The sequence below is a fragment of the Synechococcus sp. CBW1108 genome (assembly GCF_015840335.1).
In the GTDB taxonomy this organism is placed as follows: Bacteria; Cyanobacteriota; Cyanobacteriia; order PCC-6307; family Cyanobiaceae; genus Cyanobium_A.
The window spans coordinates 2890938-2917435 of the sequence record NZ_CP060395.1 but is presented as its reverse complement, the minus strand read 5'-3'; the positions used below and the strand labels follow the sequence as shown (position 1 = coordinate 2917435).

Here is a 26498-nt window from a genome sequence, read left to right as displayed (position 1 = left end):
ACCGTGCTGCCGCAACTCCAAACAACAACAGCTCAGGGGCGAACTCTCAACCTCTGCAGCGGCCTCGGCTTCGCTTTGCTGACGCTGCTGGCCCCTGCCCCCGCCGCCCTGGCCCAGCCAGCCAGAACCATTCCCCTGCCGGAGCGCGAGGGCCAGGCCCTGCTGTTGCAGAGCGTCGACCGGGCCGACTACGGCCCCTTGGCCGAGCAGTTCCTCACCCAGGCCAACCTGGCCTACTGCGGCGTGGCCAGCATGGTGATGGTGCTCAACAGCCTGGCGGTGCCGGCCCCGGCGGCGGCGGGTTACGGCAGCTATCGCTTCTGGACCCAGCAGAACGTGTTCGAATCCGCCAGCACTCGGGCAGTGCTGGCTCCCCAGCTTGTAGCCCGCCAGGGCATGACCCTGGAGCAGCTGCGGGCCCTGCTGGCCAGCCATGGGCTACAGGCCCGGGCCATCCACGGCGACCGGCTCAGCCAGGCCCAGTTCCGCCTGCTGTTGCGCAGCAACCTCAGTGATCCATCGGATCGACTTTTAGTGAACTACGACCGCCAGTCCCTGGGGCAGGCCGGCGGCGGTCACATTTCGCCGATAGCCGCTTATCACGCGGCCACGGATCGGGTGCTGATCCTCGATGTAGCCCGCTATCGCTATCCCTCGGTGTGGGTGCCCCTGGCCGATCTCTGGCAGGCCATTCGAAGCACCGACAGCAGCTCCGGCCGCAGCCGCGGCTTGGTGGTGGTTAGACGCATCTGAGAGCCATGCGCCGTTTTGCCGCCCTCTACACAGCACTGGATGGCAGCAGCGGCTCCAACGCCAGGGTGCAGGCCCTTGTTGCTTACTTCAGCGAGGTGGATGCCCCCGATGCCGCCTGGGCCCTGCATGTGCTGCTGGGGAAGCAGGGCAAGCGCCTGATCACTGGCCGCCGCCTGCGACAGATCTGCCTGGAGGGCTCCCCCCTGCCGGAGTGGCTCTTCGACGACTGCTATGCCCAGGTGGGCGATTCGGCCGAAACCATCGCCCTGCTCTGGCGGCAGCTGGCGCCAGAGGCAGCGGAGGCCCCAGGGGGGAGTGATGTCGCCGCCGCTCCGCTGCACAGCTGGATGGAGCAGCTGCTACCCGCCGCCGCCGCCCTCGAAGGCGATGCCCAGGCCGATGCGGTGCGCCACCTCTGGCGGGGCCTGAGCCCGGCCGAACTGCTGGTGGCCAACAAGTTGCTCACCGGCGGCCTGCGGGTGGGGGTGGGACAGGGGCTGGTGCTGCGGGCCCTGGCCCAGTTCAGCGGGCTGGAGCAAGCGCTGCTGCAGCACCGGCTGATGGGTGGGTTCACCCCCAGCCCCTTTGCCTATGGGGCTTTGTTGGCCCCCGCCGACCAGGCCGCCACCGTGCCCAGCCGGCCCTATCCCTTCTTTTTGGCCTCACCCCTGGAGCAGCAACCGGCCGGCCCCGCCAGCGACTGGCAAGCGGAGTGGAAGTTCGACGGCATCCGCGGCCAGCTGATCCGCCGCGCCAACGAGTTTTATTTGTGGAGCCGCGGCGAAGAGTTGATAGGTGCAGCCTTCCCCGAATTGCTTGATGCGGCAAGGTGCCTGGCAAACGGCACCGTGCTCGACGGCGAGATCCTGGTGTGGCCAGCCGGTTCCGACCAGCCGGCCCCCTTCGCCCAGCTGCAGCGCCGCCTTGGCCGCAAGGCACCAGGGCGCAAGCTGCTGGCCGAGTGTCCGGCGACCTTTGTGGCCTACGACTTGCTCGAACTGGGGGGCGACGACCTGCGCCAACGACCCCTGAGCCAGCGCCGTTCAGCCCTGGAGGAGCTGCTCCAGTCACTGCCCCAGGCGGCTTCCGCTCCCGCAGCCGGGCTCCTGCGCCTTTCCCCCCGCCTGCACCTAACGGCCTGGGAGCAGCTGGAGCCGCTGCGCCAGCAGGCCGCCAGCGCCGCCGCCGAAGGGCTGATGCTCAAGGCCCTCGCTTCGCCCTACCTGGCGGGCCGCAGGCGGGGCCACTGGTGGAAGCACAAACGCGATCCATTTACGCTCGATGCGGTGCTGCTCTACGCCCAGGCCGGCAGTGGCCGCCGCGCAAACCTGTTCACCGATTACACCTTTGGGCTCTGGAATGCGGAGGGCGAGTTGGTGAGTTTCGCCAAGGCCTACTCCGGCCTCAACGATGGCGAGATCACGGCGCTGGATCGCTGGATCCGCAGCCACACCTCTGAGCGCTTCGGGCCGGTGCGGGCCGTGCAGCCCCTGCAGGTATTTGAGCTGGCCTTTGAGGGGCTGCAGCGCTCCAGCCGCCACAAGAGCGGCATCGCCGTGCGCTTCCCCCGCATCGCCCGATGGCGCCAGGACAAACCAGCCGCAGAGGCGGACACCCTGGCCAGCGCGCTGGAGTTACTGGAGCAGTAATTGGGGCAGGCTTGGCACTCGCAATATGTATAGCAATATGCAAGCTAATTGGGTCGGCGTCTGCCGCACCAAGACGTGTGTGCTTCAAGAATCAGGTGGTCATCGGATCCCTATAAGATCTGAGCATTCAGGAGCGAGCGGCTCTAAACCTGTAGACCAACAAAACTCACGGAGCCGGGGCCTGGATAGGAGTAGGCGTTGTGCGGATAAAACAGACTCCCAAAAATGGTTAACGGACCCGCCCAATAAGCGTTGGGCAGACCAAACGGCCGTTGCCTGCGCGTATCTCTTAGGATACAATGAGGCATGATCGAAATTCGGGAGGCGTCTGCCTATGCCGCGTGGTTCACTGGCCTGCGTGATCGGACTGCCAAAGCTCGCATCGATATTCGGCTTAGACGTCTCTCCTTGGGCAACTCAGGCGATATCCGCTCTGTCGGAGAGGGCGTATCAGAGCTGCAGATCTATTACGGCCCCGGTTATCGGATCTATCTGACAAGACAAGGAGATACCGTAGTCATTCTGCTCTCAGGTGGCGATAAGAATTCTCAAGACCAGGACATTCGTCTCGCCAAGGAACTTGCTCGAAATCTCTAGGAGAAGCCAATGACTAAAACCACCACGACAATCTGGGATCCAGCCGCACACCTCACCACGTCTGATGATGTCGCAGCTTATTTGGAGGCTGCACTTCAGGATGGCGATCCTCAGCTGGTTGCAGCTGCCTTAGGTGATATAGCCAGGGCCAAAGGTATGAGCCAAGTTGCACGTGATGCTGGCCTAGGCAGGGAGAGTCTGTATAAGTCTTTATCGCCTTCGGGAAATCCTGAGCTGGCAACAATATTGAAGGTGATCTCGGCGTTGGGTTTGGAACTGCATGTGACTGCTACTGACAAGGCGAAGATGGCTGTCTAACCGGCCCCTTGAGTGGACAGGCCCCCACTTGCAACTTTGCTTCGCCACCTCAAATTCCCTGCCTGCCACTCAAGGGCAGCGTTAGCTGGCGCGGAGTGAATGGATAGCTCCCCATGGCCTGAGCACAATGTAGATCTGCTTGCAGGAGGTAACTCCAGTGCGAGCCAAGCTTTTCAAAAATGGGGAATTCGCATGGCATCCGCCTCCCCAAGCTGCTGCTTGAGGTTGGGGGTCTGGCAGATGAGGTTGAAAGAGATGCTGCACCGGGCGTACTGATAATCAGACCTTCCATTCACCCAAGGGCAGGCTGGGCAGATGCAGCAGCAGCCTGCGACGCAAATGATCTTCTCGATGAAATGCCAGCCTGAGAACCCGCGTATCTCGTGACCATGCAAACCACCGCACCGGCGGACCATCCAGCCTCCACCGCCGCCGCCGGGCCGGAGGAGGCGCTGGCCCTGTTCGACCGGCTGCCGGCGGTGGAGCTCACCGAGCTGCTGGGTCGCTGGCTTGGCGGCAGCTTCGCCACGGGCCATCCCCTCGATGGGGTGCTGGAGACCTTTCACTGGTATGGCAAGGCCTTCCGCGGCCCCGATGACGTGGATCCGCTGCTGTTTCGCACCGCCGGTGGCGCCGTGGTGCCGCTGCGGGCCACGCTGCTGCCGGATCCTCGCTGGCTAGAGCGCTGGCCCTGGTTGGGCACCGCCGCCGCCGGGAACCTATTCCAGCGGCTGGCGCTGCCTCTGTGGATCACCCACCACCCGCAGGCCCGCCTGCGGGTGGTGAAGCACCGTGGCGTGGCCAGCGCGGCGATGCTGTATGACCACCTGCCGATTGTCGATGTCTTCCGCCGCCTCGATGAGCACACCCTGCTAGGGGTGATGGACGCGCGGGGAATATCCCAGCCCTTCTTCTTCATCCTGCGGCGCGAGGGCAGCGACGTCGCCTCGCGGTCGTGATCGCTCCAGCAGCTACGCGGCAGCAGCGAGGAGTTTGTTGTATCTAGATATATGCATACTTGGCCCAACCTTCTAGTCTCTATAGCCAAACAAGCTCCTCGAGTGGACAGGCCACCACCAGCTCGCTGCCTCGGCACCTCAAGTTCTTGCCTGCCTGTTGATGGCAAGCTTTCGACAAGTCACACTTGCGGCTGCCAGAACTAATCCCGTTTGGTATCCATTTGCAAGTAGATACTTCTGTCGTCCATTCTTTGTTGTCCCAATGCCCATCACTAACTTGCCGATCATTTCGCAATCCAAGCCTCAGCGCTTTGGTTCGCAGTGGGCAGCCCAACAGGCAAAGATCTCAATCGCGTTGCTCCCGTAATACCGGAGCAACTTATCATTTATTGGTCCAACTGGATTGCTTGCTGCTTTCATGTCGCGAGGCGAGTTGCTCTAAAGGCATACGCATTGAGCGGATACACCCCCTCGATTCCCAACTCATTCGCAGACTTAACGCAACGTTGAATGGCTGGGTCTTTGATTGATTTATCTGCGCATGATGGATTCAGTCCAGCGAATACGCCCATGTCGCGGCTTAGCCCAGCACTCCATCGACGTCAGTCTATTTCTGGCTTCAAATGCGCCCATCGTGCCTGCATATCCCTATGAGGCCACGCCAATCAGCAGCGAGTCACTCACCTTGCGACTCACCTCCATCATGGGGTGCACAAGAGCCGCAGCGGCAAGCAATCCCCCGCGCCAAGGGCGGCCCTCCCTGCGCCATCACCCCCCGGTGATTAGGTTTAGCGTGTGCATTGATGATTCCGGTGGGCCAGGTCAGGCGATCGGATCTCCCCGGCACGCTGCTCGCCCCGATCGAAGCCTGGTTTGAGCGTCAGGGCTGGACGCCCCTGCCGTTCCAACGCCAGTGCTGGCAGGCCTACCTGGCCGGCGAGAGCGGCCTGATCCAGGTGCCCACTGGCTCGGGCAAAACCTATGCCGCCGTGATGGGTCCGATTGCCGAGTTCCTGGCCGAGCCCAGCCCCGCCCTGCGGCTGCTCTATCTCACCCCCCTGCGGGCCCTGAGCAGGGATCTGGCCCTGGCGATCCAGCAGCCGATCGCGGCGATGGGCTGGCCGCTGCGGGTGGGTATCCGCAATGGCGACACCTCCAGCTACGAGCGCGGCAAGCAACTGCGCAGCCCGCCCGAAATCCTCATCACCACGCCGGAATCGCTCAGCCTGCTGCTGGCAAACCCCAAGGCGCCTGCCCTCTTTGCCGGCCTACGGGCGGTGGTGATAGATGAGTGGCACGAGTTGATGGGCAGCAAGCGGGGCAGCCAAACCGAGCTCTGCCTGAGCTGGCTGCGCAGCCAGCGGCCCGGTCTGCGCACCTGGGCGATCAGCGCCACCATCGGCAATCTCGACGAGGCGGCCCGCAGCGCCCTTGGCGCCGCCAGCGAACCCCGCCTGATCACCGCACCGATTGCCCGGGCCACGGAGATCCGCAGCCTGCTACCCGAGACGATCGATGGCTTTCCTTGGGCCGGCCACCTCGGGTTGCGCCGCTATGAGGATCTGGTGGCGGCCCTGGAGCCCGCCGTCTCGACCCTGCTGTTCACCAACACCCGCAACCAGGCCGAGCGCTGGCACCAGTGCCTTCGCTACGCCTGCCCTGAGATGGAGGGCGCCCTGGCCCTTCACCACAGCGCCATCGACCGGGCTGAGCGCGAGGCGATCGAAGCCGGGGTGAAAGCAGGCGATCTGCGTTGGGTGGTGTGCACCAGCTCCCTCGATCTAGGCGTGGATTTCCAGCCGGTGGAGCGGGTGGTGCAGATCGGCTCAGCTAAAAATGTGGCCCGGCTGCTGCAGCGAGCTGGCCGCAGCGCCCACATCCCCGGCGGCACCTCCCAGGTGCTGTTTATGCCCACCCATGCCCTCGAATTGCTGGAGCTCAGTGCCCTGCGGCGCGGCCTGGCGGCTGGCTTGGTGGAGGAAAGGCGCCAGCCGAACGCCCCGATCGACGTTCTGCTCCAGCACCTCACTAGCCTGGCCTGCGGGCCCGGCTTCCAGGCCGAAAGCGAACTGGCGGCGGTGCGCAGCGCCTGGAGTTACCGCCAGCTCAGCGATAGCGACTGGCAATGGTGCCTGCGCTTCCTCGAGCACGGCGGCGACTGCCTCGGCGCCTATCCGCGCTACCGCAAGCTCGAGCGTGAAGACGGCCGCCTGCTGGTGAAGGAAAAGGCGATCGCCCGGATGCATCGCCTGCACATCGGCACCATCACCGCCGACCGGGCCGTAACCGTGCGCTTTGTGCGCGGCGCCGTGCTCGGCCATGTGGAAGAGGCCTTCATCGGCCGGCTGAAGGCCGGCGATGTGTTTTTCTTCGCGGGCCGGCAGTTGGAGTTTGTGCGCCTGCGGGAAATGACGGCCCAGGTGAAGGCCAGCTCCAAAAAAAGCAACACCGTGCCCGCCTGGGCAGGCGGCCAGATGGCCCTCTCCGACCTGCTCAGCCGCCACCTGCGCGCCGAGGTGGATTGTTGTGCCCGCGCCCTGGCGGGGCAGGCCACACTCGACAGCCCCGAGCTTGTGGCGCTCGAGCCCCTGCTGCAGCGCCAGGTGCAGCTCTCCCGGCTGCCAAGGGAGCATGAATTGCTGGTGGAGGTTTGCAACAGCCGCGAGGGCAGCCACCTCTATGCCTATCCATTTGAAGGGCGCTTTGTGCACGAAGGGCTGGGTTTTCTCTGGGCCTGGCGCCTGGCCCGGCACCAAGCCAGCACGATCACGGTGTCGGTAAACGACTACGGCTTTGAACTGCTAGCCCCGAAAAACTACCCATTTGAAGAGTTGTTTGAACTGCACGCCGCAGAACTGCTCGCCGGCGCCGATCTCAAGGACGACCTGGAGCAGGCAATCAATCTTTCAGAACTCTGCCGGAGGCGTTTCCGCGCCATTGCCCAGATCAGTGGCTTGGTGCTGAACGGCTTTCCCGGCCAGGCCAAATCGGGCGGCCAACTCCAGATCAGTGCCGCCCTGCTCTACGACGTATTCAGTCGCCACGAACCCTCAAACCGCCTCTTGGCCCAGGCCAGATCGGAAGTGCTCAGCGAACAGCTGGATCTGCCCCGGATCACCGTCGCCCTGCAGCGCCTGCGGCGGTGCACCCTGCAGCTGGAGCGTACCCCCCGGCCTGGGCCCCTGGCCTTTCCCTTGCTGGCCGAGCGCCTCAACAACCGGATGAGCAATGAGTCCCTGCTGCAGCGCCTGGAGCGCCTGCGCCAGGAAGCTGAACGCGCCGAAGGGGGCCCTCCTGGCTCCTAGGAGGCTGTTGCGCGTAGATCACCCAGCGACACTCCACAGACGTATCCAAATCTGCCCTGATCCCAGTGACAGCAGTGGATCTGGGCGATAAAATGGGGCATGCAGAAGCGCAAGACCTTTCGTCCCTGGCAGCCGGAGCAGACCTCCTTGCTGCCGGCCTCACCGAGTGACTGGCTGACCGCTGACCATCAGGTGTATTTCCTGCTCGATCTGGTCGATGAGCTGGATCTGTCGGCGATCGTGATCCCTGCCCAGAGCAAAGATCCCCGTGGCGAGAAGGGTTTCGACCCCAGGATGATGACGCTATTGCTGCTTTACGCCTACTGCGTGGGCACGGTCTCCTCCCGGAAGATTGAGCGGGCCTGCTACGAGGATCTGGCCTTCCGGGTGCTTACCGGCAACCAGCAGCCGGACCACAGCCGGATCAGTGAGTTCCGGCGCCGCAACCTTGAGGCCCTGAGCGAGCTGTTCGTTCAGATCCTGCGCCTCTGTCAGGCGGCCGGCATGGTCAGCCTGGGCCATGTGGCGCTGGACGGCACCAAGGTGCAGGCCAATGCCTCCAAACACAAAGCGATGAGCCACGAGCGGATGCTCAAAGCCGAGGCGCAGCTCGAGAAGGAGATCAAGGAGCTGATGCGCCGGGCCGAGATCCTTGATGCGCAGGAAGACGGCAAGTACGGCAAAGGCAAGCTGGGCAGTGATCTGCCCAAGGAGCTGCGGCGGCGCGAGGACCGGCTGAAGAAGATCCGCCATGCCCGACAAGCGTTGGAGGCAGAAGCAGCGGCCGCCGCTGCCCGTGATCGCGCCAAGCAGGCAGCAGAGGCAGAAGCTGCGGTGGCGGATGCTGCTGCTGCTGCCGATGCCGCAGTAGCGGATGCCAGCGAACAGCAGAAGCTGGCTGGCAAAGCAGCCAAGGCGCAGGAGAAAGCAGAGGCCGCCAAGGAGCTAGCGATCGAGAAGGCCCAGGAGGCAGGCCTTGAGCCGGAAGGATTGGATCCTCAGCCGGCTGACGCCATGCCTTATCGCGGCCTGGCCCATCGGGCCGATGGCAGCCCCACAGCCGCTGCGCAGCGGAACTACACGGATCCAGACAGCCACATCATGAAAAGCGACGGCAACCTGCTGCAGGGCTACAACTGCCAAGCGGCCGTCGATGGCGATCACCAGGTGATCGTGGCGATGGGCGTCAGCAACCAACCGCCGGATCCAGAGCACCTGGTGCCCATGCTGGAGCGCACCATGGCCAACACCACCCAGGTGCCCAGGACGTTCATTGCTGATGCGGGCTACTGGAGTGAGGACAACGTTTCTGCCTGCGAAAAGCGAGGCACCGACCCCCACATCGCGACGGGCAGGCTGCCGCACGGTCAGCCATTACCACCGATCTATGGCCCGATCCCCAAGGGGCTGGATGCCAAAGGCAAGATGGCCCGCAAGCTACGCAAGAAAGAAGGCCGAGAGATCTACGCCAAGCGCAAAACGATCGTGGAGCCGGTGTTTGGTCAAACCAAAGAAGTGCGAGGGCTGCGGCGCTTCCTGCTGCGCGGGCTGGCCAAGGTGAATGGGGAATGGATGCTCTGGGGAACAACCCACAACCTCAACAAGCTGTGGCGCCACCTGAAGAAACAGAGGCTGCAGGAGGCGATGGCAACGGGATAGGGGGGCAGACCCCCACGGCTGAGCAGAAGTCAGCGAACCGCGTCCGAAATTCAAAGGAAGACGGTAAAGAAAGAAGTGCCGAGCTGCGCTGGATGGCGTGAGCGGCGGCGCTACGAGCGACACACTCCTAGCTAGGGAAACTCAGCCCCAACCAGCACCAGCAGGATCGCCAAATGGCGTTCTGGCGGCGGTCGACTAACGGGGTAGCGGGCAGAGCAGGGGGCCGGGTATGCGGCAGGTGCGCCATTCCCCTCTGGTGGTTGATACTTCCACGCCGATCAGCGGTCCCTGGTGATTGTTTTGAGCGATTGGTTCAACCCAGGCAATGGCATCTGCGATGGCCTCGTCAAGACTGCTGTAATAGGCATCGAGTTCCCGGTGCGGCTCACAGCTGCCATCAATCAGGCGGTAGCAGCGCCCAACCTGCAGGTCAGCGCCCAGGCTGGTTGAAATCTGCATCCACATAGCCGGCTATCTTTTGGATTCACCATGGCTAGCCCTTGGGCTGCTTGTCTGTAATGCGGCACACATATTAATTAGTCGTAATGGTCATTTCTGCGGCGCCCCCGGCGCCCTTGCGTCGGGGCGGGGTTAGGATGGATTATCGAATTTATCAACCAAGCCCATGTCTGAGATTGAAGAGATTAATAAGCTTGTGACTTTTGGCCTTGTGGATGGAAAACTGCGGATTTTGCAAGTCAATGCAAATGTATGGGGCGACGTTAAGGGGAATATCCAGGGCAGTGTTCAAGGTGATATCTACGGAGATGTGGAGGGGAGTGTGGAGGGTTATGTGGGTCGCGACGTCGGCGCCAACGTAGGACGCCACGTTTTAGGGAATGTCAATGGCAATATTGAGGGCAGTGTTTGGGGAGATGTAAAGGGCGACATATGGGGCCATGTCTTCGGCAAAGTGGAGGGCAGTGCCCAGGGCAGCGTTGATGAAAACGCCTGAGCTCATACCAATCCAGTCAACCAATCAATCCAGCCATTTGCTTTATTGCTGATAATCCAGCCGATCTTCCCTGCTGATGGCCAGACTCAGCGGCCCGGTGTTGCCACTGAGAAGTCTTTCCCCGCCACGCAGGCCCTGGGCAATTTCTACCCGGCCGCCCGACTGCTTGCCGATTACCACTGGCATCGGCTCTGCGCCGCCTCGCTGGTAACGGAACACCACCGGGGTGCCCTTGACCATCTGCACAGCCTCGGCCGGAACCGTGAAGCGCTGCTCTGCTGAAGCAACCAGCAAAAAGGCGGTTACCGCTGTTCCTGCCGGTGGCATGGGACCATCCACCGACTGGGCGCGCACCACGGTGAACCGCCTGCCGCCATCACCGTCGGCCGCCACTGCGACCACCCGGGCCCGCAGCTCCTGCGCACCTGCTTTCACCCGCAGCAACTGGCCGCTCTTCAGATTGGCGGCCAGCAGGGGAGACACCAGGAAACGCATTTCACTGCCACGGGCATCGCTGATCTGGGCCACTTCCTCCCCCTCCCGCAACACGGCGCCTGGGTAGGCCTTCACCACGGTGACCTGCCCGCTGCTGGGGCTCCTGATCAGCAGCCCTCCCCTGGCATCCGGTTGACCGATCGCTGCTGCCTTTGCCGCCGTCGCCCGGGCACTGCTGGCAGCAGTCACACTGGCAAGGCGGCGGCTCTCCAGTTCCTGCGCCGAGAGGGCACCCTGGCGGGCCATTGGTATTGCCAGGCGGTATTGATAGGCCAGCGATTGGGCCGTTGCCTGAGCCGCCCCAGCCTCCGCCTGCACCACAGCAGCTTCCGGGCTTCGCACCTCAGCGATCACCTCACCGGCGCGCACGGCCATCCCGGGAGCCACCAGCAGCCGCACCAACCTTCCCGCCACGGGTATGGCCACGCTCGAGCGGGCCCCAACAGCAGCTTCGACAAAGCCCGAAATCGGCCGTTCGGTTCCCGTGCTGAGTTCGGGGCGAATGATGCTTAGCCCGGAGCGCCGCAATTGCTCCTCACTGAGTGTGATCCTGTCTTTGGCTTCGATCCGCCCTGGGGGCACTTCAGGGGGAGCTGGCGAAAGCCGGCCGCTGAGGCGCCCCAGGCCAAGTCCCAGCAGCAAAGATCCGGCAATTGCCATACCAAGTAGCACTTTCATGGCTGGGACACGGCAGGGAAAGGGGCGTGGGTACTGACAGGGGGCAATAGCCAGCGGCCAAAGCGGGCGTACAGCGCCGGGATCACCAGCAGGGTGAGCGCGGTGGAGGTGATCAGGCCGCCGAGCACGACGATCGCCAGGGGTTGGAGGATTTCGTTGCCCGCCCCAAAAGCCAGTGCCAGGGGCAACGCCCCCAGGGCCGAGGAAAGGGCGGTCATCAGGATGGCGTTCAGGCGCTCCAGGCTTCCCTCGCGGATCACCTCGTCTAACGGCTGACCAGCGGCATGGCGGCGGTTGTAGTTGTCCACCAGCAGCAGACCGTTGCGCACGGCGATGCCGAACAGGGTGATGAAGCCGATCAGCGAGGCGATCGAGAGCACCCCGCCGGTGAGCAGCACCGCCACCACCCCGCCGATCAGGGCCAGCGGCAGGTTGAGCATGATCGCCACCGTGGCCGGCAGCGATTTGACGGAGGCCACCATCAGCACGCTGATCACGGCGGCGGCCACCAGGCTGTAAAACACGAGACTGGCGGTGGCCCGCTCCTCCGATTCGAACTGACCGCCGTAGCGAATCGTGTATCCCTGGGGCAGGCGCACCTGGCGGGCAATGGTGCGTTGGATGTCCTTCACCACGCTGCCGAGGGCCCGGCCGCTGACGTTGCTCGACACCACGATCAAGCGGGATACGTCTTCCCGATTGACGACATTGGAGCCCAGCCCTTCCTCGATCCAGGCGACGCTCCCCAGCGGCACCGTCATGCCGTCGGCAAAGGCCACCGGCACCGATCGAATTGCATCGAGGTTCTGGCGGGCGTTCTCTTGGAGCTGCACCAGCACATCGCTGCGCACTCCGCCGTCCACCACGTGGCCCACCACCTTGCCGTTGAGGGCGATTTCCACCGCCTCCGACAGCTCTTCCACCGTCAGCCCCAGGGCGGCCGCCAGAGGACGGTCGATTTGGATCTGCACCTGGGGGATGGGCAGCTGGGGCTCGAGCTGCAGATCCACCACCCCCTCGATCGGCTTGATCGCCCTCTCAACGGCCTCGCCGATGCGGCGCAATTCCCCCAGATCGGTGCCATAGATCTTGATGGCGATGGCGCTGCGCACACCCGAGAGCACCTCATCCATGCGGTGCGAGATGAATCCACCGATGTTGGGAGCCACCCCAGGCAGCTTGGCAAAGGCCTGGCGCAGTTCGGCAATGGCGGCGGGGCGATTGGCAAGAGCCAGTTCGCTCAGTTCCACATCCACGTGGGCCAGGTTCACGCCGGCCCCATCGGCGTCGCCGGGAGCGCGCCCGCTGCGCACCTGTACCCAGCTGAACAGGGGATTGTTCTGGAGCTCCCGGGTGAGCGCCAGGCCGGCCCGATTGGTCATCTCCAAGGACACCCCCGGGTAGAGCACCATCGAGTTGACCAGTGACTTTTCGCGGAATTCAGGCAGGAAGACCCGCCCCAACGCCGGCAGGATCAAACTGGTGGCCACCACCATGGCCAGAGCGATGACCAGCACACGCCGCGGTGCGTCCAGCGCAAGGTCGAGAATCGGCCGGTAAATGCGCTCGGCCTGATTGGTCAGCCAGGTGCTCTCCTCGGGCAGCTGCACCGGCGCCAACAAGATGGCGCAAAGAGCTGGAATCAGCGTGAGAGCAACCAGTGAAGAGGCTGCAATCGAAAATAGGTAGGCCAGCCCCATTGGCGCAAATATGCGCCCCTCTACGCCGGTAAGCGAAAAGATCGGTGCAAATACTACAATGATAATCAAGCTTGAAAAGAGCACCGGCTGGCGCACTTCCACGGAGGTTTCAAAGACAATCTGCAAAGGATTCCTTGGATTACCGGAGGCCTGGTTTTCGCGCAGGCCCCGATAGCAGTTCTCCATATCTACGATCGCATCGTCAACTACTGAGCCGATCGCCACCACCAGCCCTCCCAAGGTCATGGTGTTGATGCCGAGGCCCAAGGCATTCATCAGCATCAGGCCTATCAGGATTGACAGGGGAATCGCGCTGAGGCTGATCGCAGCTCCACGCCAGTTCATCAAAAACAGCACGATCACGGCCGAGACGATTACCACGCCTTCAACCATGGCTGAGCTGACATTGCGGATCGCGCTGTCGATGAAGTTGCTTTGGCGAAAGGTCTGCTGGATCTGCACATCAGTCGGCAGGGTGCGGTTGAGTTCGGCCAGGCGGTGCTCCACCGCCCGGGTCACCGTTGGGGTGTCGACATCCGGCTGTTTAGTCACCATCAGCACCACGGCCGGCATTCCGTTGAAGCTGGCGTCGCCCCGCTTAAGCGCCGCACCGAGCCTCACCTCGCCCAGCGTTGAGAGCAGCACCGGTTGACCCTGCTGATTGCGCACGGCCGCCTCGGCCAGATCTTTCACCTGCGTGATCTGGGTCAGGGGGCGAATCAGCCGTTCCTGGCCCCCACCGATCAGGAAGCCGCCTGGGCTGGTGGCCATGGCCGAACCAACGCCCTCCATCACCGCTTGGAGTGAAACGTTCTGAACCTGCAACTCCTGTGGGTCGAGCAGCACCTGAAATTGCTGCTCATCGCCGCCATAGATCGTTACCTGGGCCACCCCCGGCACCGCGAGGATTGACTGGCGGTAGGAGCGCAGCACCAACTGCTGCAGATCCATCAGCGAAGTGACGCCATCGCCGTTCACGGTGAAGGCGACCTGAAGGATCGTGCCCAGGGGGGAGACCAGCGGCGAGAGTTCGGGAGCACCAGCATTGGCGGGCAGCTGGGCACTGACCTGCTGGATCCGTTCGGCCACTATTTGGCGGGCGCGATAGATGTCGGCGTTCTGGTGGAACACCACCTGCACCATCGATAGGCCTGCCTTCGAGGAGGAGCGCACGGTCTCCACCCCCGGGATGCCATTCACGGCCGATTCGATCGGCAAGGTGATTCGGGTCTCTACCTCCTCGGGGGAAAGGCCGGGGGCGCTGGTCTGCACATCCACCTGGGGCGGGGCGAACGACGGAAACACATCCAGCGGCATCTGGCTCACTGCCAGCACACCCCAGAGGCTGATGACGATCGCTGCGGCCACGATCAGCCAGCGGCGGGCGATCGAGAAGCGGAGCGTGGTGTTGAGCAGCCGCTCAAGCATCTCTCTTTTGGCGGCGAGCCAGCCAGATGGCCCCGCCGCCAAGCAGCACTACAGCTCCAGCCGCCAGGGCTGGCACGGGCAGGCCGCCGCCTGCTTTCGAATTAGTTACTGCAACCGCCGCCGGGGTTTTGGTTTCAGCTGCCTGCTCGGCCGGCTGGGTTTTCAGCGACTCGGCGTAGAGCGAAAGGGCGCCGGAGATCACCACCTCATCGGTGGGATCGATTCCCTTGGTCACCACAACCCGGTCGCCCTGGCTGGCGCCGGTCTGCACAAATACAGGGTCGTAGGTCTTCTCCATCTGCACGAACAGCAGGGGCTTGCCGTTGGCATCCACCAGCGCCGTTGACGGCACCGTGAGGCCGTCGGAGCCCTGGGCGGGCCTGGCCGTTGCCACCCCCAGCAGTCCATCGCTCTCGGCCTGGCGCCGCACCTGGCGGGCATCCCCCTGGGGCTTGAACTCATCGCCGTGACCGGCGTGGCCCAGGGCCGCCGGAGCCGCCGTGGCGATGGCCAGCAGGGTTGCCGCCGAGAGGCTGACACGGGCGGTAAGTCGCAGGATTCGCACGGGCAAGATCTACAGGATCAACGGATGGGCGCAGGATGGCCCAACCGGGATGAAAACCAGGTGAAATCCCATGCCATTGCGGATCCTGCTGGTGGAAGACGAGGTACCCCTGGCCGCAGCCATCCAGGAGGTGCTGCAGCGTCAGGGCCATGTGGTGGATCACTGCCCAGGGGGCCAGGAGGGCTGGACACTATTGAGCGGTGAGCTGGCCAACTACGACCTGGCGATCCTCGATTGGATGCTGCCGGATCTGAGCGGCATCGAAATCTGCCGGCGTGCCCGGGCCGCTGGACTGGGCCTGCCCCTGCTGTTGCTCAGCGCCCGCTTTGCAACGACCGATCGGGTAGAGGGCCTCGATGCCGGTGCCGATGACTACCTCAGCAAACCCTTTGCCATGGAGGAGCTGCTGGCGCGGATCCGGGCCCTGCGGCGCCGTCCCCCGGGTTATCGCGAGCCCCAGCTGGAGGCCGGCTGTTACCGCCTCGACCCCGCCACTGGCAGCTTGCGGGTCCACACCGCAAGCGGTGACGTTTGGGTGGTGCTCTCGGCCAAGGAGCGCCAGTTGCTGGCCTATTTCCTTGAACACCCCGGTCAGATCATTCCGGGTTCGCGGCTGCGCAACCAACTCTGGAACCTGCATCAGGATCCGGTGAGCAATGTGGTGGCGGCCCAGGTGCGGCTGTTGCGGCGCAAGTTGGCAGCCCATGGCCTGCCCTCACCAATCGAAACCTTGCCGACCCGGGGCTATCGATTCGCGCATCCTCCAGCGAGCCAGCCAGCTCAGCAGCAAGCCCAGCAAACGTGATGCCTGAGCGTTCCCCAGTGCCCGGGTTGCTCTGGCGCGCGCGCCTGCGCTTGGCCGGCCTGTCACTGCTGGTGATGGGCAGCTTGCTCTACGGCGCTGGCTGGGCCATGGGGCGGCTGCTGCTGCAAACCAAGCAGGGGGCAATCCAGCGGGAGTTGGAGGCCATCGCCGGCACCCTGCATGACAGCCTCAGACCCTCCCTGCCCGAATACGGACCGGCCTCCCTCAACATCGCTGCGGTGCTGCCCGGCCTCTGTCCGGTGCGGGAGCCCTGCCGTCCACCGGCGGATCTGATCCATCGCCATGGCATCAGCGCCTCCGATCCAGATCGATTCAAGCTGCGGGTGCTGGATCTCCACGGCGGCCTTATTGCCCGCTCCCCCGGCACCCTGCCCCTGGAAACGACACCGGGCCAGACGGGCTGGGTTCTGGCCGGCGACCGGGCCGCCGGGCGCTGGGGCACCTACACGATCCATCTTCACCACGCCCAAGCTCCTGGTGAAGCGATCTGGGGCTATCTGCAGGTCTCTCGCAGCCTGGCCGAGCTCGATGCTGAGGCAGATCGGTTGTGGTTGCTTGGCCACGCTGTTTTCTCCCTGGCGATGCTGGTGATGGCCCTGGCCAGCTGGTGGCTGGCGGGGTTGGCCATGGCTCCGCTGGTAGAGGCCTACCGGCGCCAGGAGCAATTCAGTGCCGATGTGGCCCATGAGTTGCGCACTCCCCTCGCCAACCTGCTGGCCCTGGTGGAGGTCGAACGCAGCACCATCGCCGAGCTACCCCCGAGCCGAATAGCAAAAAGCCTGGATCGGGTCCTGGGCCAGGGCCGGCGCCTCCAACAGCTGATCGCTGACCTGCTTTTGCTGGCCAACCTGGAGCGACCCATTCCCCAGAGCCAGAAGCAGGTGTGCAGCCTGGCCGAAATCAGTGCCGACGTGCTGGAGGAGTGCGGCGAGGCGGCTGCCGCAGCCCAGGTAAGCCTGGAGCAGAACCGGTGGATTACCCCTGCCAGGGTGCACGGCAACGAGGCGGAATTGGGCCGTTTGCTGATCAACCTGGTCAGCAACGCGATTCAACACAGTCCGGTAGGCGGCCGAATCGAAGTAAGCCTGGAGCAACGGGGCCGGGAGATCAAGCTCTCCATCCACGACAGCGGCCCAGGTATTCCAGCGGCCCAGAGGCAACGCATTTTTGATCGTTTTACCCGCCTGGATCCAGCCCGCTCCCGCAGCCAGGGGGGGACGGGCCTGGGATTGGCGATTGCCCAGGCCATTGCTCGTCGCCACGGCGGTGGGATCAGTGTGCAATCCAAACCCGGGGCTGGGAGCTGCTTCTGTGTGACGCTGCCATGCGCTGATTGATTTGAGCTGGCTTGGCATCGGCTGTTAAACAGGTAAAAAAACCTGGCAAAAAGGCGTCAAAAAATGAATCAAGAAGACACCGGCCTTCCCCGTACAAGCGTACAGGCTTGGTCATAATTGGGCTTTGGTTACTGCCCGGCCCTATTGATTGGGGCTGTGCAGGTCGGCGATCAAATTGGCGCTATTGGCAAGCGCATCTCTTCTGCTAGGGCTAGCAGGATGCCAGTAATTTTTAAGGTCATAGCCTACGAGCCCGTCAGTTGACCTAGTTCACGATTATTTCAGGCGGCTTCAGGTCTGCCTATGAAATTGGTGTCAGTAACCGATCGGCCAACCCTCGCCCCGCCAGGCTGGGAAGACCTGCCACAAAATTGATGGTTGCCGCTCTGTTGATCCTTGTGGTGATGGTCGGGGTGGGACTGGTAATCAACCCCAGCAGGCAGCAGTTCGATTGGTTTCTGCGGCTAAGGCGCCCAGCCTGGCTCACTTTTGAGGGTTTGATCCCACTGATCTGGATCAGCATCTATGCATGTTTTTATGCTTCGGCCCTGTTGTGCTGGAACGCCAGCTGGAGCTGGGGTCTGATGGGGGGCTACCTGGGCCTGCTGCTGCTGGTTCAGAGCTACACCTGGTTGATCTGCTCCACCCGCTGCTTGGCCAATGGCACCGCCGTTGGCCTTATGGGCTGGGTCTGGGGGGTGGCACTGGCCGTGGTGATCTGGCCCCATTCAGTTGTCGCGGTGGGGTTGTTGATTCCCTATCTGCTCTGGAGTCCGGTTGGCACCCTGGTGACCTGGCAGATGCAGCGAATCAACCGCTGAATCCAGGAAACTTTCCCACTCCTTAACTAGACAGCTTTAACTGAAAAGCGTCAGCTGAGCAGGGGTTTGCCATCGAGACGTCGGATGGCGACAACCCCCGGCCTCGGTGGCCTGCCAGGCACGCCCGAGGGCCAGTTGGAGCCGATCGGCACCCAGCGCAACTGCTCAAAGCGCTGACCGCTGCGGTCTACCAGGCTGTGGGCCTGGGCTTCCATCGCCTTGCCCAGGCGCACTCCCTGGCCCTCGCCGGGGTGCTGCACCGCCAGAAACAACGTGTGGCCCCCGGCATCGAAGCAGGGCCCGCACAGCTCACACTCCATCGGCCCGATCGCAAAGCAGAGTGCCTGGCCGGCCTCCGGGCCGGCGCGGGGCAGTAGCCAGCAACTGTTGTTGCCGAACACATCCCCGCCAGAGCGATCGGTCACCAGCCACAGGTTGCCAGCCGGGTCAAAGGCCAGGTTGTCTGGGTTGCTGAAGCCCAGACCCCCCTCCCAAGGAGCGCCCCCAAGGGCCACCATGCGCCAGCGGAAACGGGCCCCCCGGCTGGCATCGCCATCGCTCAGTCGCATCACCCAGCCGTGGGGCCAGAGGGGCTGGCCCTTAGGACCGCTGAAGATCGCCGGATCGCTGCTGCCGCCGTCATCGCGGCCCGCCGCCGTGAAGGCGATCACCAGGTCACCATTGATTGGATCGATATCGGTGTCTTCGGGCCGAGGGCAGCCGCTGGCGCCCGCCGCGTTGGCAGCGAGGTGGGCATCGATCAAAATCGCCCCCTGCTGGCGTAGCCGCGCGGCTGCATCCTGGCCGCTGCTGGGGTAGAGATCGGCCAGCTTCTGGTAGCGCTTGCAATAGGCCTGCAGCTCGGCATCGCTGGCGAGCGCTTCACTGCCGCTGCGCTGGCGGTCGCTGTGGGGCAGCACGGTTGGTTGCTGCCAGCCAAAGCGCTCGAAGTCACTGGGGGGTTTGGGCTGCACCGGAGTGGCGGCCTCCAGCGCAATCCAGCGGCCGCTGCCATCGGCTTCAAGGCGGGCAGCCTCCAGCCGCCCAGTTTCAAAAAGCTTTGAATTGGCAGGGTCGCCTGGGTCGCGCACCAAACCCGCGCTGACGAATCGGTAAAGGTGGCCGCCGTGGCGATCGCAGCCGGAATACACCACCAGTGGTTCCCCCGGCCGCGCCACAACGGCGACGGCTTCGTGGCGAAAGCGGCCCAGCAGGCTGTGCTTGACCGCGGCCCGATGGGGCTGACGGGGATCGAATTCCACCATCCAGCCGTATTTGTTGCCGGCCAAGCCGAAGGGATTGCCGAGCCCATCGAGGCGGGAGCCATCCCAGCGGAACGGTCGCGCTGCTGGAGCGCTCGCCGACCCATCGGCAAATACGGCTTCGGGCACCTGGGATTGGAAGTTTTCCTCGGCGCTCAGCACCGTGCCCCAAGGGGTGGTGCCGCCACCGCAGTTGGCAAAGGTGCCAACGATTTGCTCACCCAGGCCATCGCGGTAGCCGAGCGGCTGGCTGTGGCTAAACACCGCCGCCGCCGGGCCGCTGCAGCGCAGGGCCTGACCTGGCTGGCTGAGCCCGCTGAGGCCATCAATGCGCCGCTCAAAGCGGCTGCCGCGGAGCTGCCGCCAGCCTTCGCTGCCCCGCTCGAGCTCGATTACGCCGATGCCCAAATCGGCCATCGCGGCCCGGGCCACGGCCTCGATCAGCTGGCGTAGCGGATCATCCGCCGCCAAGTTGGCAACATCGATACTGCCCCCGCGGCTCGCCAGGGCCTGCTGAAGGGGGTCCAGGGGCAGGGCCGTGCCGACCGCTTCGCCGTAGCCAGCCGCCCAGCTGCGCGGGCTGATGTATTCGAAGTTGACGCTCAGCAGGGCCCTGGTGTTGGTCAGCGGCAGCAAGGCCAGGTAATCGTTGTTGAAACCGAAGCGCCCTGCGGGGAGACGATCCCCCCAGCTGGCGATCAGGTCGGCCCGGTAGCCGTCGGGAACCAGCAGTTTGTCTTCGACGCTGAGTTCCCGATATACCTGCCTCTGCTCGGCCCCCCCCAGCTGGCGATCAGGTCGGCCCGGTAGCCGTCGGGAACCAGCAGTTTGTCTTCGACGCTGAGTTCCCGATATACCTGCCTCTGCTCGGCGGCGCTGAGGCCATCGCTTGGCAAAGGCAGGGGGGGCCCGTACAGGCACGAAAGGCAGGGCAGCCTTCCCTGCGCTGCCGCTGGCATGGGCCCCAAGCAGGGGGGAGATCAGGGCGGCGGCGCCACCGCCTGCCCCGATCCCCAGCAGCTGCAGCAACTTGCGACGCTTGAGCGAGGAGCGGTTCATGGTTCGCTTTTGAAACTGCGTTGGCCAGTGGAACGGCAGCCCGCAATCTGGCGTGGCACCAGCCGTGCCACCAGTGAACGTTGCCGGGGATTGAAGTTGTCATCAGTCGCCAGAAGTACGCTTGGGCGGCCATCGGGCATGGGGGGCGTTGCCAGCACCACCTCCCAGTTGTCGGCGGGCAGGCCGAGTTGCAGCAGATTCCAGCTGACCAGCGGCGTCACCGGTCTGCCAGCGGGGTCGCTGCTGGGCCCAGCGGCCATGGCTTCCGCGGGGTAGAGCACTAGGCGCGCCTGCCACTGATCTGGAGCTGTGAAGCGGCGCCACAGCCCGAGTAATTCCTGCTCGCTGGCCAGCAGATCGGTAAGCCCCCAGCCCTCTGCCGGCAGGGCCAGAGGGCGCAGGCTCCGGGGCTGCAGCGTGCCCCGGTCATCCCTCTGCCAACGCAGCAGTCGGACACGCTCAGGCGGATCCTGCAGCAGGGGCATCTCTGCCGCCATCAGCAGGTCGCCGCCAGTGGCCTAGGCGCGTGAGCGACTCGGGCCCGCCGTTGCTGCGCAGGCCCCGATTGGTCTGCAGCTGCCAGGCCGGCGGAAGGGCCTGGCTCTGCCTGAGCATCCCCGTACCGATGTCGTAGCGCAGCAGGCCCGCGGCATGGGCCGGCTGTAGTCGCCCCTCGCTTGCCACCCAGATGTTGGGCCCATCAAGCACGAGGCCTTCGCCATCCATCGGCTGGGGTTGATTCAGGCGGAGCGGCGGCAACGGCTCAAGCCCGCCGAGGCCGCGATCACGTAAGCCACGCCACCGGCTGATGCTGCCGCTGGTCGCATCGCTCAGCAGCCACAATTCATCGAGTTCTGGTCGGTAAGCTCCGGCCGAAAAGCCGCCCCCCTGGCTCGGCTCGATCTGCCGCTGCTCAACAACCTCCCAGCCGGCAGAAAGTGGGCAGGGAAGGATGTTGGCGGAAGGTAACTCCATGGTTAGTTATCAAATCGATTCAATGTCTACGCCGGTGGCCTTGACCCTGTAGAAACAGGTGATTACTTCTCCAGCACTCTGAAGCAAATCGAAGGCCCTTTGGTTAAGAAATAGCCAAAGGGGCTGTTCGCTGTGAGGTCCCCTGCTGACTGCTGTTTACTTGCCTAAAAGTTGATTTTTATCGGAGTTGGCAAGCTGTCTGCGGGTCCAACCCAACCGGTTTGATTTCCTGCTTGGATGCCTGTCTCTTGGGCTGGGGTGCCGGGCTCAAGCTCGGAGAGCATCTCCCCAGCCATGCCGGCGTCAAAGGAGAAACGCCCAGGACCATTGAGTAATAGCGCCAGGCTGCCGCCGAGATAGAGCACAACTAGCTCGAGAACGTAAATGTTGAGGCCAGCGGTGAGGATGTGTTGATAGGCCGCCGTGGCCATGGTGCCGGTCAGAGCTAGGGCTCCCAGGGGTGTGAACAGCCCGAAGATCACCAGCCAACTGCCGATCAGTTCGGAAAAGCCAGCTGCGTAGGCAAAGAAGAGGGGGAAGGGCAGGTGCAGGGACACAACGTAGGTATCGGCAAACTGCTGGGGATCGGCCAACTTCTCCTGGCCGTGGTGAATCATCATCACGCCGATGCTCAGGCGCAGCAGTAGCAGCCCAGCCGAAGCAACCACCCCTGGCCTCCGCAGATAGGCCAGCAGGAGGGGCTTAAGCCGCTGCAAGGGGGCGAGTATGGAGAAATTTGGGGAGGGCAGGCTCTGGGTTGCCAGCCAGAGCGCGAAGCATGCGCCTGCGAAGCCACCGAACAGCTCAAGCAGGAGGGGAGAGGTCATGGCGGAAGAGCCTTTATGAGATTTTGGCAGGCTGGATTAAGAAACGTGAAGCCAGGGGCGCAACCAGGCCTGGGCTGTTGCTCCAGGGACTCTCGGGCGGCGTGCCACGGAAGGTGGCTCGCGACAGGGGCGCCAGGGGTGCGGAATGTAACAATTTCGTTACATGCGTCATGGTGCCAGGCGAGCTTTTCCTTGAGGTTCTCAGTTCTGGAGTAATTACCCAGAACGAAATTGACTGGGTGCTGGCTGAGCAGGGCCACCTCCTCGATCAAGGAGGAATCAGGCTGGGCTGCCGCATCTAGCCCTCGCCTCCTAGAAAACCCATATTTGGGGAGCCAGGTGATGGCCAGTAAGCGCACCCTCAACCCCCAAAACCTTGCAGCCCTAGGCCCGGAGGTATTGGCCGAGCTGCTGATCGAGGTGAGTGCAGGCAACGCCGTGATCCAGCGACGGTTGCGCCTCGCCCTGGCCGCGGCGGAAGGGGTTGGCAGTGCCGCCCAGGAAGTGCGCAAACGGCTGGCAGCGATTGACCGCTCCAGCACTTTTTTGGATGCGGCCAAGCGCAAGGCGTTGCTCAGCGATCTCGAGGCCCAGCTGCAGGCCATCTCAGGCCCAATTGCAGCCGCTGATCCCAGCCAGGCCTGCGAGCTTTTGCTGCGCTTGCTCGAATTGTCAGAGGGGGTGCTGGGCCGCTGTTTTGACAGCAGTGGTGCACTGCTGGCCTTCTTTGGTCGCGCCGCCCAGGGCTGGGGCCCGATTTGCCAGGCTGCCCAGCTGGGGCCTGAAACCCTGGCCGAGCAGGCAGCCGAACTGCTGGCTGAGAACAGCTATGGGCAGTTTGATGGGCTGGTGCCAGCCCTTAAGGACGCCCTTGGGGATTGGGGATTGAAGTTGCTGGGTAGCTACATCCGCCAGCACGGCGCCGCCGATGGCAGCACCTATCTGTTGCAGGTTGCTGTCGCCCGGGGGGATGTGGATGGTTATCTGGCCCAGTTCAGTGCGGAAGACCTGCGCTGGCGCGAAACTGCCGCCAGCGTGGCCACGCACCTGCTGGCCTCTGGGCGGGCCGAGCAGGCCCTGGAGATCCTCGATGGAGCCACAGAAGACACGGACGGTTGGCCCCAGATCGATTCGCTTGACTGCCGCATTGCCGTGCTCGATGCCCTCAATCGCACCAGCGAGGCCCAGCAGCTGCGCTGGCAGTGGTTCAGCAAAAGCCTTTCCATTCCCCACCTGCGCGACTACCTAAAGCGTCTCGCTGCCTTTGAAGACGCAGAAGCTGAGGAGCGCGCCCTGCAGCAGGCCGAAGGCCATCCAGTCACACTGCTGGGGCTGCACTTTCTGGTGGGATGGCCTGCTTTGGCCAGAGCCGCAAGCCATGTGCTCGCCCATTGGCAGGAGTGGGATGGAGATGCTTTTGAAATCCACACGGCCGCAGCCGATCGCCTCAGCGCCAAATTCCCCCTGGCGGCGACGCTGCTGCTGCGGCCGATGGTCTTCTTTGCCCTATGGACTGGCAACGCCAGGCGCTATCGCCATGCGGCAGACCATCTGCGCAGTTGCGACCAATTGGCTTGCCGCATTGACGACTGGCAGGGCCATCAAGACCATGACGCCTTCGTGTTGCGCCTGGTCGAACTGTTTGGCACTAAGTGGGGGTTCTGGAAATTGGTAGATCATTGATTTGCTGGTATCCCTTTGATGGCCTTGTCATGCCAGCCCCTGCCCTCCCCTATTTCGACCAGGTGCTGCGGCGACTTGCGGCCGGCGATGCCCAGCTTGAGCGCTGCTTCGGCAACCATGTGCACTGGGGATACTGGCAAGATCCCCACACCTGCGCCCGCCGTGCCCGGCAGGAATTTCCCCAGGCCGCCGAAGCCCTGACCCATTTGCTCCTGGATCAGGCCCATCTCCAGGCCGGCCAGAGCGTGCTGGATGTGGGTTGTGGCTTCGGGGGAACCATTGCCAGCCTCAACCAGAACTGGGATGGCCTTGCCCTTACGGGCCTCAATCTCGATGGCCGCCAGATCGAGCGGGCTCGCCAGCTTGTGCAGCCGCGAGCGGCAAACACGATTGACTGGATAGTGGCTGACGCCTGTGCCCTGCCCCTGGCCCCAGCCAGTGTGGACCTGGTGCTGGCGGTGGAGTGCATCTTTCACTTCCCAAGCCGTCAGGCCTTTCTGCAGGAAGTCCAGCGGGTGCTGCGGCCGGGGGGGCGCCTGGTGCTGAGTGATTTTGTGCCTTGCCGTCCGCTGGCAATCCTGCTGCGGGTGCTGCAGAGCCTGCGGGGGGCGCCGTTTAGCAATGGCACCTACGGACCGATCGACTGCCGCTGGGATCAACGCCGCTATACCTCTCAAGCCAGGCTCCACGGCCTGGAGCTCCGCAAAGATGCGGATATCACCTCCCACACCCTGCCCACCTATGCGGTGGTGCGGGAACTGTTTGATGCCATGGGTGCGGCGAGTGCGGTGCGCGATACGGCCCGGATCGAGCAGCTGAGCCGCTGGGGCTGGCTGCGCTACAGGATTCTTAGCTTCAGCAAGCCGATTGCTGCTGGTCGCTGACACTGCGCCGGCGGCGGCAGCGTTCCGAGCAGTAGCGCACCTCCTGCCAGACGTCTTTCCACTTTTTGCGCCATTCAAAACGCCGCCCGCAGACGGCGCACAGCTTGCTGTCTCGATCGGCGTGGTGGGGCATGGCGGATAGGCTGGCTCAAGCGGACTGCAAAAGCTGCAGCTGTTGCTCCAGGCGTTGCCTGAGGCTCGTCTGCACCAGATTGCACAGTTGGGGCACCAGCGGATCTGCCACTGCGTAGGTGAGCCGCACCCCTTCCCGCTGGTTCCGCACCAGACCGGCACGCTGCAGCTGCCCCAACTGGCGGCTGATGTGGGACTGACTGAAGCCTGTGGCCTCGATCAGGGCTGCCACATCCATGGGCCCCTGATGCTCCAACTGGCACAACAGCTGCAGCCTGGCCGGCTCACTCAGCAACCGGAAGAACTGGCTGAGCTCATCGAGAAGCTCAGGGGTTGGTGGGGAGCCAGGTGTGGGGTAGTCCATTAAAAAACCTTATGACGTTAAAAGCATTCTGCCTGGTCGGAGTTGGCCTCCGCCAGGCCCATAGGGCTCGCCTTGCCTTTTATGCGCGTAAGCTCATAGTAGAAAGTAATCGGTTGCCATGCAGTCCGCCGCCCCATCTCACTTTTGCTTGGCTGCTGCCGCTGGGGGCGGCCCGCTTCTGTTTCGCCAGCTGTTCGATGGCGAGACAGGCACCTTCACCTATCTGCTCGCCGATGTCGCCAGCCGTTCAGGGGTGCTGATTGATTCGGTCTTCGAGCAGCACGGCCGCGACCTCTCCTTGATCCGCGAGCTGGGTATCGAACTGGTGGCCTCGATCGACACCCATGCCCACGCCGACCACGTCACCGGCAGCTGGCTGATGCACGAGGCCACAGGCTGCGCCATCGCTCTGGCCGCCGCCGCCGGCGCCGTCAACGTCAGCCTGCCCCTGCACCACGGCGATCGGTTGAACTTCGGTGCCCGCCACCTGGAAGTGCGCAGTACCCCTGGCCACACCAACGGCTGCCTCACCTTCGTGCTGGACGATCTGTCAATGGCCTTCACCGGGGACGCCCTGTTGGTGCGGGGCTGTGGCCGCTGTGACTTCCAGCAGGGCGATGCCCACACGCTTTGGACATCGATCACCGAGCAGATCTACTCCCTGCCTGGGCCCTGCCTGCTCTATCCCGGCCACGACTACTCGGGCCGCAACATCACCTCAGTTGCCGAGGAGCTCGCCTTCAATCCCCGTCTCGGCGCTGCTGCCACCGAGCGCGATTTTGTCGGCTACATGCAGAACATGAAGCTTCCCCACCCCCACAGAATTGCCGAGGCCCTGCCCGGCAACATGCGCTCCGGCAAGCCCCGATCAACCCAGGCGACGCCCTCCTGGGCTCCGGTGGAGCTCAGTTATGCCGGCCTGCCCGAGCTCGATCCGGCCTGGGTGGCCGCCCATGGCGGGGAGGTCACTCTCCTGGATGTGCGCTCCGCCGAGGAATACCAGGGCCCGGATGGTCGGCTGGCCGGCAGCCTGCTGATCCCCCTGCCCGAGTTGGAGGCCCGCTCCGGCGAGATACCCCTCGATCGCCCGCTGGTATTGGTGTGCCATTCCGGCAGTCGTTCGGCCCTGGCCACCCAGCAACTGCTCAAGGCGGGCCACTTACGCGTGGCCAATTTGCGCGGCGGGCTGAGTCAGTGGGCATCTGCCGGCTACCCGCTGGAGGGAGTAGCCGCAGCATGAAGGCCCCAGCTGGGCCCATGACCTGGA

At 63.8% G+C, this 26498-nt stretch carries 24 protein-coding genes and 1 pseudogene; 14 read left to right on the top strand and 11 right to left on the bottom strand.

Annotation, left to right across the window (positions count from 1 at the left end):
- Window positions 1–3: 3 nt before the first annotated feature.
- The 5 genes from H8F27_RS15810 to H8F27_RS15790 all read left to right on the top strand — a co-directional run bounded on the left by H8F27_RS15810 (window position 4) and on the right by H8F27_RS15790 (window position 4276).
- Window positions 4–753, top strand: a complete 750-nt coding sequence (locus tag H8F27_RS15810) for a phytochelatin synthase family protein (RefSeq protein ID WP_197149368.1) — start codon at window positions 4–6, stop codon at window positions 751–753.
- A 5-nt stretch (window positions 754–758) separates the two neighbouring features.
- Complete coding sequence (locus H8F27_RS15805) at window positions 759–2402, top strand: ATP-dependent DNA ligase (RefSeq protein ID WP_197149367.1); 1644 nt, start codon at window positions 759–761, stop codon at window positions 2400–2402.
- A 306-nt stretch (window positions 2403–2708) separates the two neighbouring features.
- Window positions 2709–2999 (top strand): type II toxin-antitoxin system RelE/ParE family toxin, encoded by a 291-nt coding sequence (locus tag H8F27_RS15800; RefSeq protein ID WP_197149366.1) that lies wholly within the window; start codon window positions 2709–2711, stop codon window positions 2997–2999.
- Between the two features lie 9 nt (window positions 3000–3008).
- A complete protein-coding gene (locus H8F27_RS15795; protein WP_197149365.1) occupies window positions 3009–3317 on the top strand; it encodes an addiction module antidote protein in 309 nt (102 codons plus the stop codon).
- A gap of 389 nt (window positions 3318–3706) precedes the next feature.
- Window positions 3707–4276 (top strand): DUF4334 domain-containing protein, encoded by a 570-nt coding sequence (locus H8F27_RS15790; protein ID WP_197149364.1) that lies wholly within the window; start codon window positions 3707–3709, stop codon window positions 4274–4276.
- Between the two features lie 416 nt (window positions 4277–4692).
- On the opposite strand, the pseudogene H8F27_RS18370 reads toward H8F27_RS15790, so the two are convergent.
- Window positions 4693–4860 (bottom strand): annotated as a pseudogene (locus H8F27_RS18370) (DUF1643 domain-containing protein); the annotation flags it as partial.
- 219 nt (window positions 4861–5079) lie between these two features.
- On the opposite strand from H8F27_RS18370, the gene H8F27_RS15780 reads away from it, so the two are divergent.
- The gene (locus tag H8F27_RS15780; protein WP_197149360.1) at window positions 5080–7581 is read left to right on the top strand and encodes a ligase-associated DNA damage response DEXH box helicase; all 2502 of its coding nucleotides are present in this window, start codon (window positions 5080–5082) and stop codon (window positions 7579–7581) included.
- A gap of 99 nt (window positions 7582–7680) precedes the next feature.
- Window positions 7681–9240 carry an IS1182 family transposase gene (locus H8F27_RS15775; RefSeq protein ID WP_197148363.1) on the top strand — a complete coding sequence of 520 codons (1560 nt, stop codon included), beginning with the start codon at window positions 7681–7683 and terminating at the stop codon, window positions 9238–9240.
- A gap of 195 nt (window positions 9241–9435) precedes the next feature.
- Here H8F27_RS15775 and H8F27_RS15770 read toward each other — a convergent pair whose 3' ends face one another.
- Complete coding sequence (locus H8F27_RS15770; protein WP_197149359.1) at window positions 9436–9699, bottom strand: hypothetical protein; 264 nt, start codon at window positions 9697–9699, stop codon at window positions 9436–9438.
- 166 nt (window positions 9700–9865) lie between these two features.
- Between H8F27_RS15770 and H8F27_RS15765 the strand changes: the two genes are divergently transcribed.
- On the top strand, window positions 9866–10195 hold the full coding sequence (locus tag H8F27_RS15765; RefSeq protein ID WP_197149357.1) for a hypothetical protein: 330 nt from the start codon (window positions 9866–9868) through the stop codon (window positions 10193–10195).
- Window positions 10196–10237: 42 nt separating this feature from the next.
- On the opposite strand, the gene H8F27_RS15760 is transcribed toward H8F27_RS15765, so the two are convergent.
- From H8F27_RS15760 to H8F27_RS15750, 3 genes are read right to left on the bottom strand one after another with little or no spacing between them, the layout of a single operon-like run.
- Entirely contained in the window at window positions 10238–11368 is a 1131-nt protein-coding gene (locus H8F27_RS15760; RefSeq protein WP_197149355.1) for an efflux RND transporter periplasmic adaptor subunit, read from the bottom strand.
- Window positions 11365–14496: an efflux RND transporter permease subunit gene (locus H8F27_RS15755; protein ID WP_197149353.1), complete on the bottom strand. Its 3132-nt coding sequence runs from the start codon at window positions 14494–14496 to the stop codon at window positions 11365–11367. Before H8F27_RS15755 ends, H8F27_RS15760 begins: the two co-directional genes overlap by 4 nt.
- The gene (locus tag H8F27_RS15750; protein WP_231596700.1) at window positions 14489–15061 is read right to left on the bottom strand and encodes a hypothetical protein; all 573 of its coding nucleotides are present in this window, start codon (window positions 15059–15061) and stop codon (window positions 14489–14491) included. Before H8F27_RS15750 ends, H8F27_RS15755 begins: the two co-directional genes overlap by 8 nt.
- Window positions 15062–15137: 76 nt before the next feature.
- On the opposite strand from H8F27_RS15750, the gene rppA reads away from it, so the two are divergent.
- The 3 genes from rppA (at window position 15138) to H8F27_RS15735 (ending at window position 18045) form a co-directional block, all read left to right on the top strand.
- The gene (gene rppA / locus H8F27_RS15745) at window positions 15138–15866 is read left to right on the top strand and encodes a two-component system response regulator RppA (protein WP_231596699.1); all 729 of its coding nucleotides are present in this window, start codon (window positions 15138–15140) and stop codon (window positions 15864–15866) included.
- Window positions 15866–17224: a two-component system sensor histidine kinase RppB gene (gene rppB, locus H8F27_RS15740; protein WP_197149349.1), complete on the top strand. Its 1359-nt coding sequence runs from the start codon at window positions 15866–15868 to the stop codon at window positions 17222–17224. Before rppA ends, rppB begins: the two co-directional genes overlap by 1 nt.
- A gap of 374 nt (window positions 17225–17598) precedes the next feature.
- The gene (locus tag H8F27_RS15735; RefSeq protein WP_197149347.1) at window positions 17599–18045 is read left to right on the top strand and encodes a TspO/MBR family protein; all 447 of its coding nucleotides are present in this window, start codon (window positions 17599–17601) and stop codon (window positions 18043–18045) included.
- A gap of 50 nt (window positions 18046–18095) precedes the next feature.
- On the opposite strand, the gene H8F27_RS15730 is transcribed toward H8F27_RS15735, so the two are convergent.
- From H8F27_RS15730 to H8F27_RS15715, 4 genes are all read right to left on the bottom strand, one after another.
- Window positions 18096–20366, bottom strand: a complete 2271-nt coding sequence (locus H8F27_RS15730; RefSeq protein ID WP_197149339.1) for a PhoX family phosphatase — start codon at window positions 20364–20366, stop codon at window positions 18096–18098.
- Window positions 20363–20851: an esterase-like activity of phytase family protein gene (locus H8F27_RS18085; protein ID WP_197149337.1), complete on the bottom strand. Its 489-nt coding sequence runs from the start codon at window positions 20849–20851 to the stop codon at window positions 20363–20365. The genes H8F27_RS15730 and H8F27_RS18085 overlap by 4 nt, the downstream gene beginning before the upstream one ends.
- On the bottom strand, window positions 20826–21341 hold the full coding sequence (locus H8F27_RS18080; RefSeq protein ID WP_197149336.1) for an esterase-like activity of phytase family protein: 516 nt from the start codon (window positions 21339–21341) through the stop codon (window positions 20826–20828). The genes H8F27_RS18085 and H8F27_RS18080 overlap by 26 nt, the downstream gene beginning before the upstream one ends.
- Window positions 21342–21505: 164 nt before the next feature.
- Entirely contained in the window at window positions 21506–22168 is a 663-nt protein-coding gene (locus tag H8F27_RS15715) for a DoxX family protein (RefSeq protein ID WP_197149334.1), read from the bottom strand.
- 342 nt (window positions 22169–22510) lie between these two features.
- Between H8F27_RS15715 and H8F27_RS15710 the strand changes: the two genes are divergently transcribed.
- Together H8F27_RS15710 and H8F27_RS15705 are read left to right on the top strand one after the other, a co-directional pair.
- A complete protein-coding gene (locus H8F27_RS15710; RefSeq protein WP_197149332.1) occupies window positions 22511–23851 on the top strand; it encodes a DUF6880 family protein in 1341 nt (446 codons plus the stop codon).
- A gap of 29 nt (window positions 23852–23880) precedes the next feature.
- A complete protein-coding gene (locus H8F27_RS15705) occupies window positions 23881–24735 on the top strand; it encodes a class I SAM-dependent methyltransferase (RefSeq protein WP_197149330.1) in 855 nt (284 codons plus the stop codon).
- On the opposite strand, the gene H8F27_RS15700 is transcribed toward H8F27_RS15705, so the two are convergent.
- Entirely contained in the window at window positions 24707–24868 is a 162-nt protein-coding gene (locus H8F27_RS15700; RefSeq protein ID WP_197149328.1) for a DUF2256 domain-containing protein, read from the bottom strand. The two genes, H8F27_RS15705 and H8F27_RS15700, sit on opposite strands and share 29 nt — an antisense overlap.
- Window positions 24869–24883: 15 nt before the next feature.
- Window positions 24884–25231 (bottom strand): metalloregulator ArsR/SmtB family transcription factor, encoded by a 348-nt coding sequence (locus tag H8F27_RS15695; protein WP_197149326.1) that lies wholly within the window; start codon window positions 25229–25231, stop codon window positions 24884–24886.
- Between the two features lie 118 nt (window positions 25232–25349).
- On the opposite strand from H8F27_RS15695, the gene H8F27_RS15690 reads away from it, so the two are divergent.
- Complete coding sequence (locus H8F27_RS15690) at window positions 25350–26471, top strand: rhodanese-like domain-containing protein (protein WP_197149324.1); 1122 nt, start codon at window positions 25350–25352, stop codon at window positions 26469–26471.
- Window positions 26472–26498 lie beyond the last annotated feature (27 nt).

Excerpts from the sequence above, each read along its gene's own strand:
- H8F27_RS15790 (WP_197149364.1), top strand. The coding sequence starts at position 3,707 with ATGCAAACCACCGCACCGGCGGACCATCCAGCCTCCACCGCCGCCGCC.
- H8F27_RS15735 (WP_197149347.1), top strand. The coding sequence starts at position 17,599 with ATGGTTGCCGCTCTGTTGATCCTTGTGGTGATGGTCGGGGTGGGACTG.
- H8F27_RS15800 (WP_197149366.1), top strand. The coding sequence starts at position 2,709 with ATGATCGAAATTCGGGAGGCGTCTGCCTATGCCGCGTGGTTCACTGGC.
- H8F27_RS15695 (WP_197149326.1), bottom strand. The coding sequence starts at position 25,231 with ATGGACTACCCCACACCTGGCTCCCCACCAACCCCTGAGCTTCTCGAT.
- H8F27_RS15780 (WP_197149360.1), top strand. The coding sequence starts at position 5,080 with ATGATTCCGGTGGGCCAGGTCAGGCGATCGGATCTCCCCGGCACGCTG.
- H8F27_RS15760 (WP_197149355.1), bottom strand. The coding sequence starts at position 11,368 with ATGAAAGTGCTACTTGGTATGGCAATTGCCGGATCTTTGCTGCTGGGA.
- H8F27_RS15705 (WP_197149330.1), top strand. The coding sequence starts at position 23,881 with ATGCCAGCCCCTGCCCTCCCCTATTTCGACCAGGTGCTGCGGCGACTT.
- H8F27_RS15755 (WP_197149353.1), bottom strand. The coding sequence starts at position 14,496 with ATGCTTGAGCGGCTGCTCAACACCACGCTCCGCTTCTCGATCGCCCGC.
- H8F27_RS15730 (WP_197149339.1), bottom strand. The coding sequence starts at position 20,366 with ATGAACCGCTCCTCGCTCAAGCGTCGCAAGTTGCTGCAGCTGCTGGGG.
- H8F27_RS15710 (WP_197149332.1), top strand. The coding sequence starts at position 22,511 with ATGGCCAGTAAGCGCACCCTCAACCCCCAAAACCTTGCAGCCCTAGGC.
- H8F27_RS18085 (WP_197149337.1), bottom strand. The coding sequence starts at position 20,851 with ATGCCCCTGCTGCAGGATCCGCCTGAGCGTGTCCGACTGCTGCGTTGG.
- H8F27_RS15690 (WP_197149324.1), top strand. The coding sequence starts at position 25,350 with ATGCAGTCCGCCGCCCCATCTCACTTTTGCTTGGCTGCTGCCGCTGGG.
- H8F27_RS15775 (WP_197148363.1), top strand. The coding sequence starts at position 7,681 with ATGCAGAAGCGCAAGACCTTTCGTCCCTGGCAGCCGGAGCAGACCTCC.
- H8F27_RS15765 (WP_197149357.1), top strand. The coding sequence starts at position 9,866 with ATGTCTGAGATTGAAGAGATTAATAAGCTTGTGACTTTTGGCCTTGTG.
- rppB (WP_197149349.1), top strand. The coding sequence starts at position 15,866 with ATGCCTGAGCGTTCCCCAGTGCCCGGGTTGCTCTGGCGCGCGCGCCTG.
- H8F27_RS18080 (WP_197149336.1), bottom strand. The coding sequence starts at position 21,341 with ATGGAGTTACCTTCCGCCAACATCCTTCCCTGCCCACTTTCTGCCGGC.
- H8F27_RS15700 (WP_197149328.1), bottom strand. The coding sequence starts at position 24,868 with ATGCCCCACCACGCCGATCGAGACAGCAAGCTGTGCGCCGTCTGCGGG.
- H8F27_RS15715 (WP_197149334.1), bottom strand. The coding sequence starts at position 22,168 with ATGACCTCTCCCCTCCTGCTTGAGCTGTTCGGTGGCTTCGCAGGCGCA.
- H8F27_RS15770 (WP_197149359.1), bottom strand. The coding sequence starts at position 9,699 with ATGCAGATTTCAACCAGCCTGGGCGCTGACCTGCAGGTTGGGCGCTGC.
- H8F27_RS15805 (WP_197149367.1), top strand. The coding sequence starts at position 759 with ATGCGCCGTTTTGCCGCCCTCTACACAGCACTGGATGGCAGCAGCGGC.
- H8F27_RS15795 (WP_197149365.1), top strand. The coding sequence starts at position 3,009 with ATGACTAAAACCACCACGACAATCTGGGATCCAGCCGCACACCTCACC.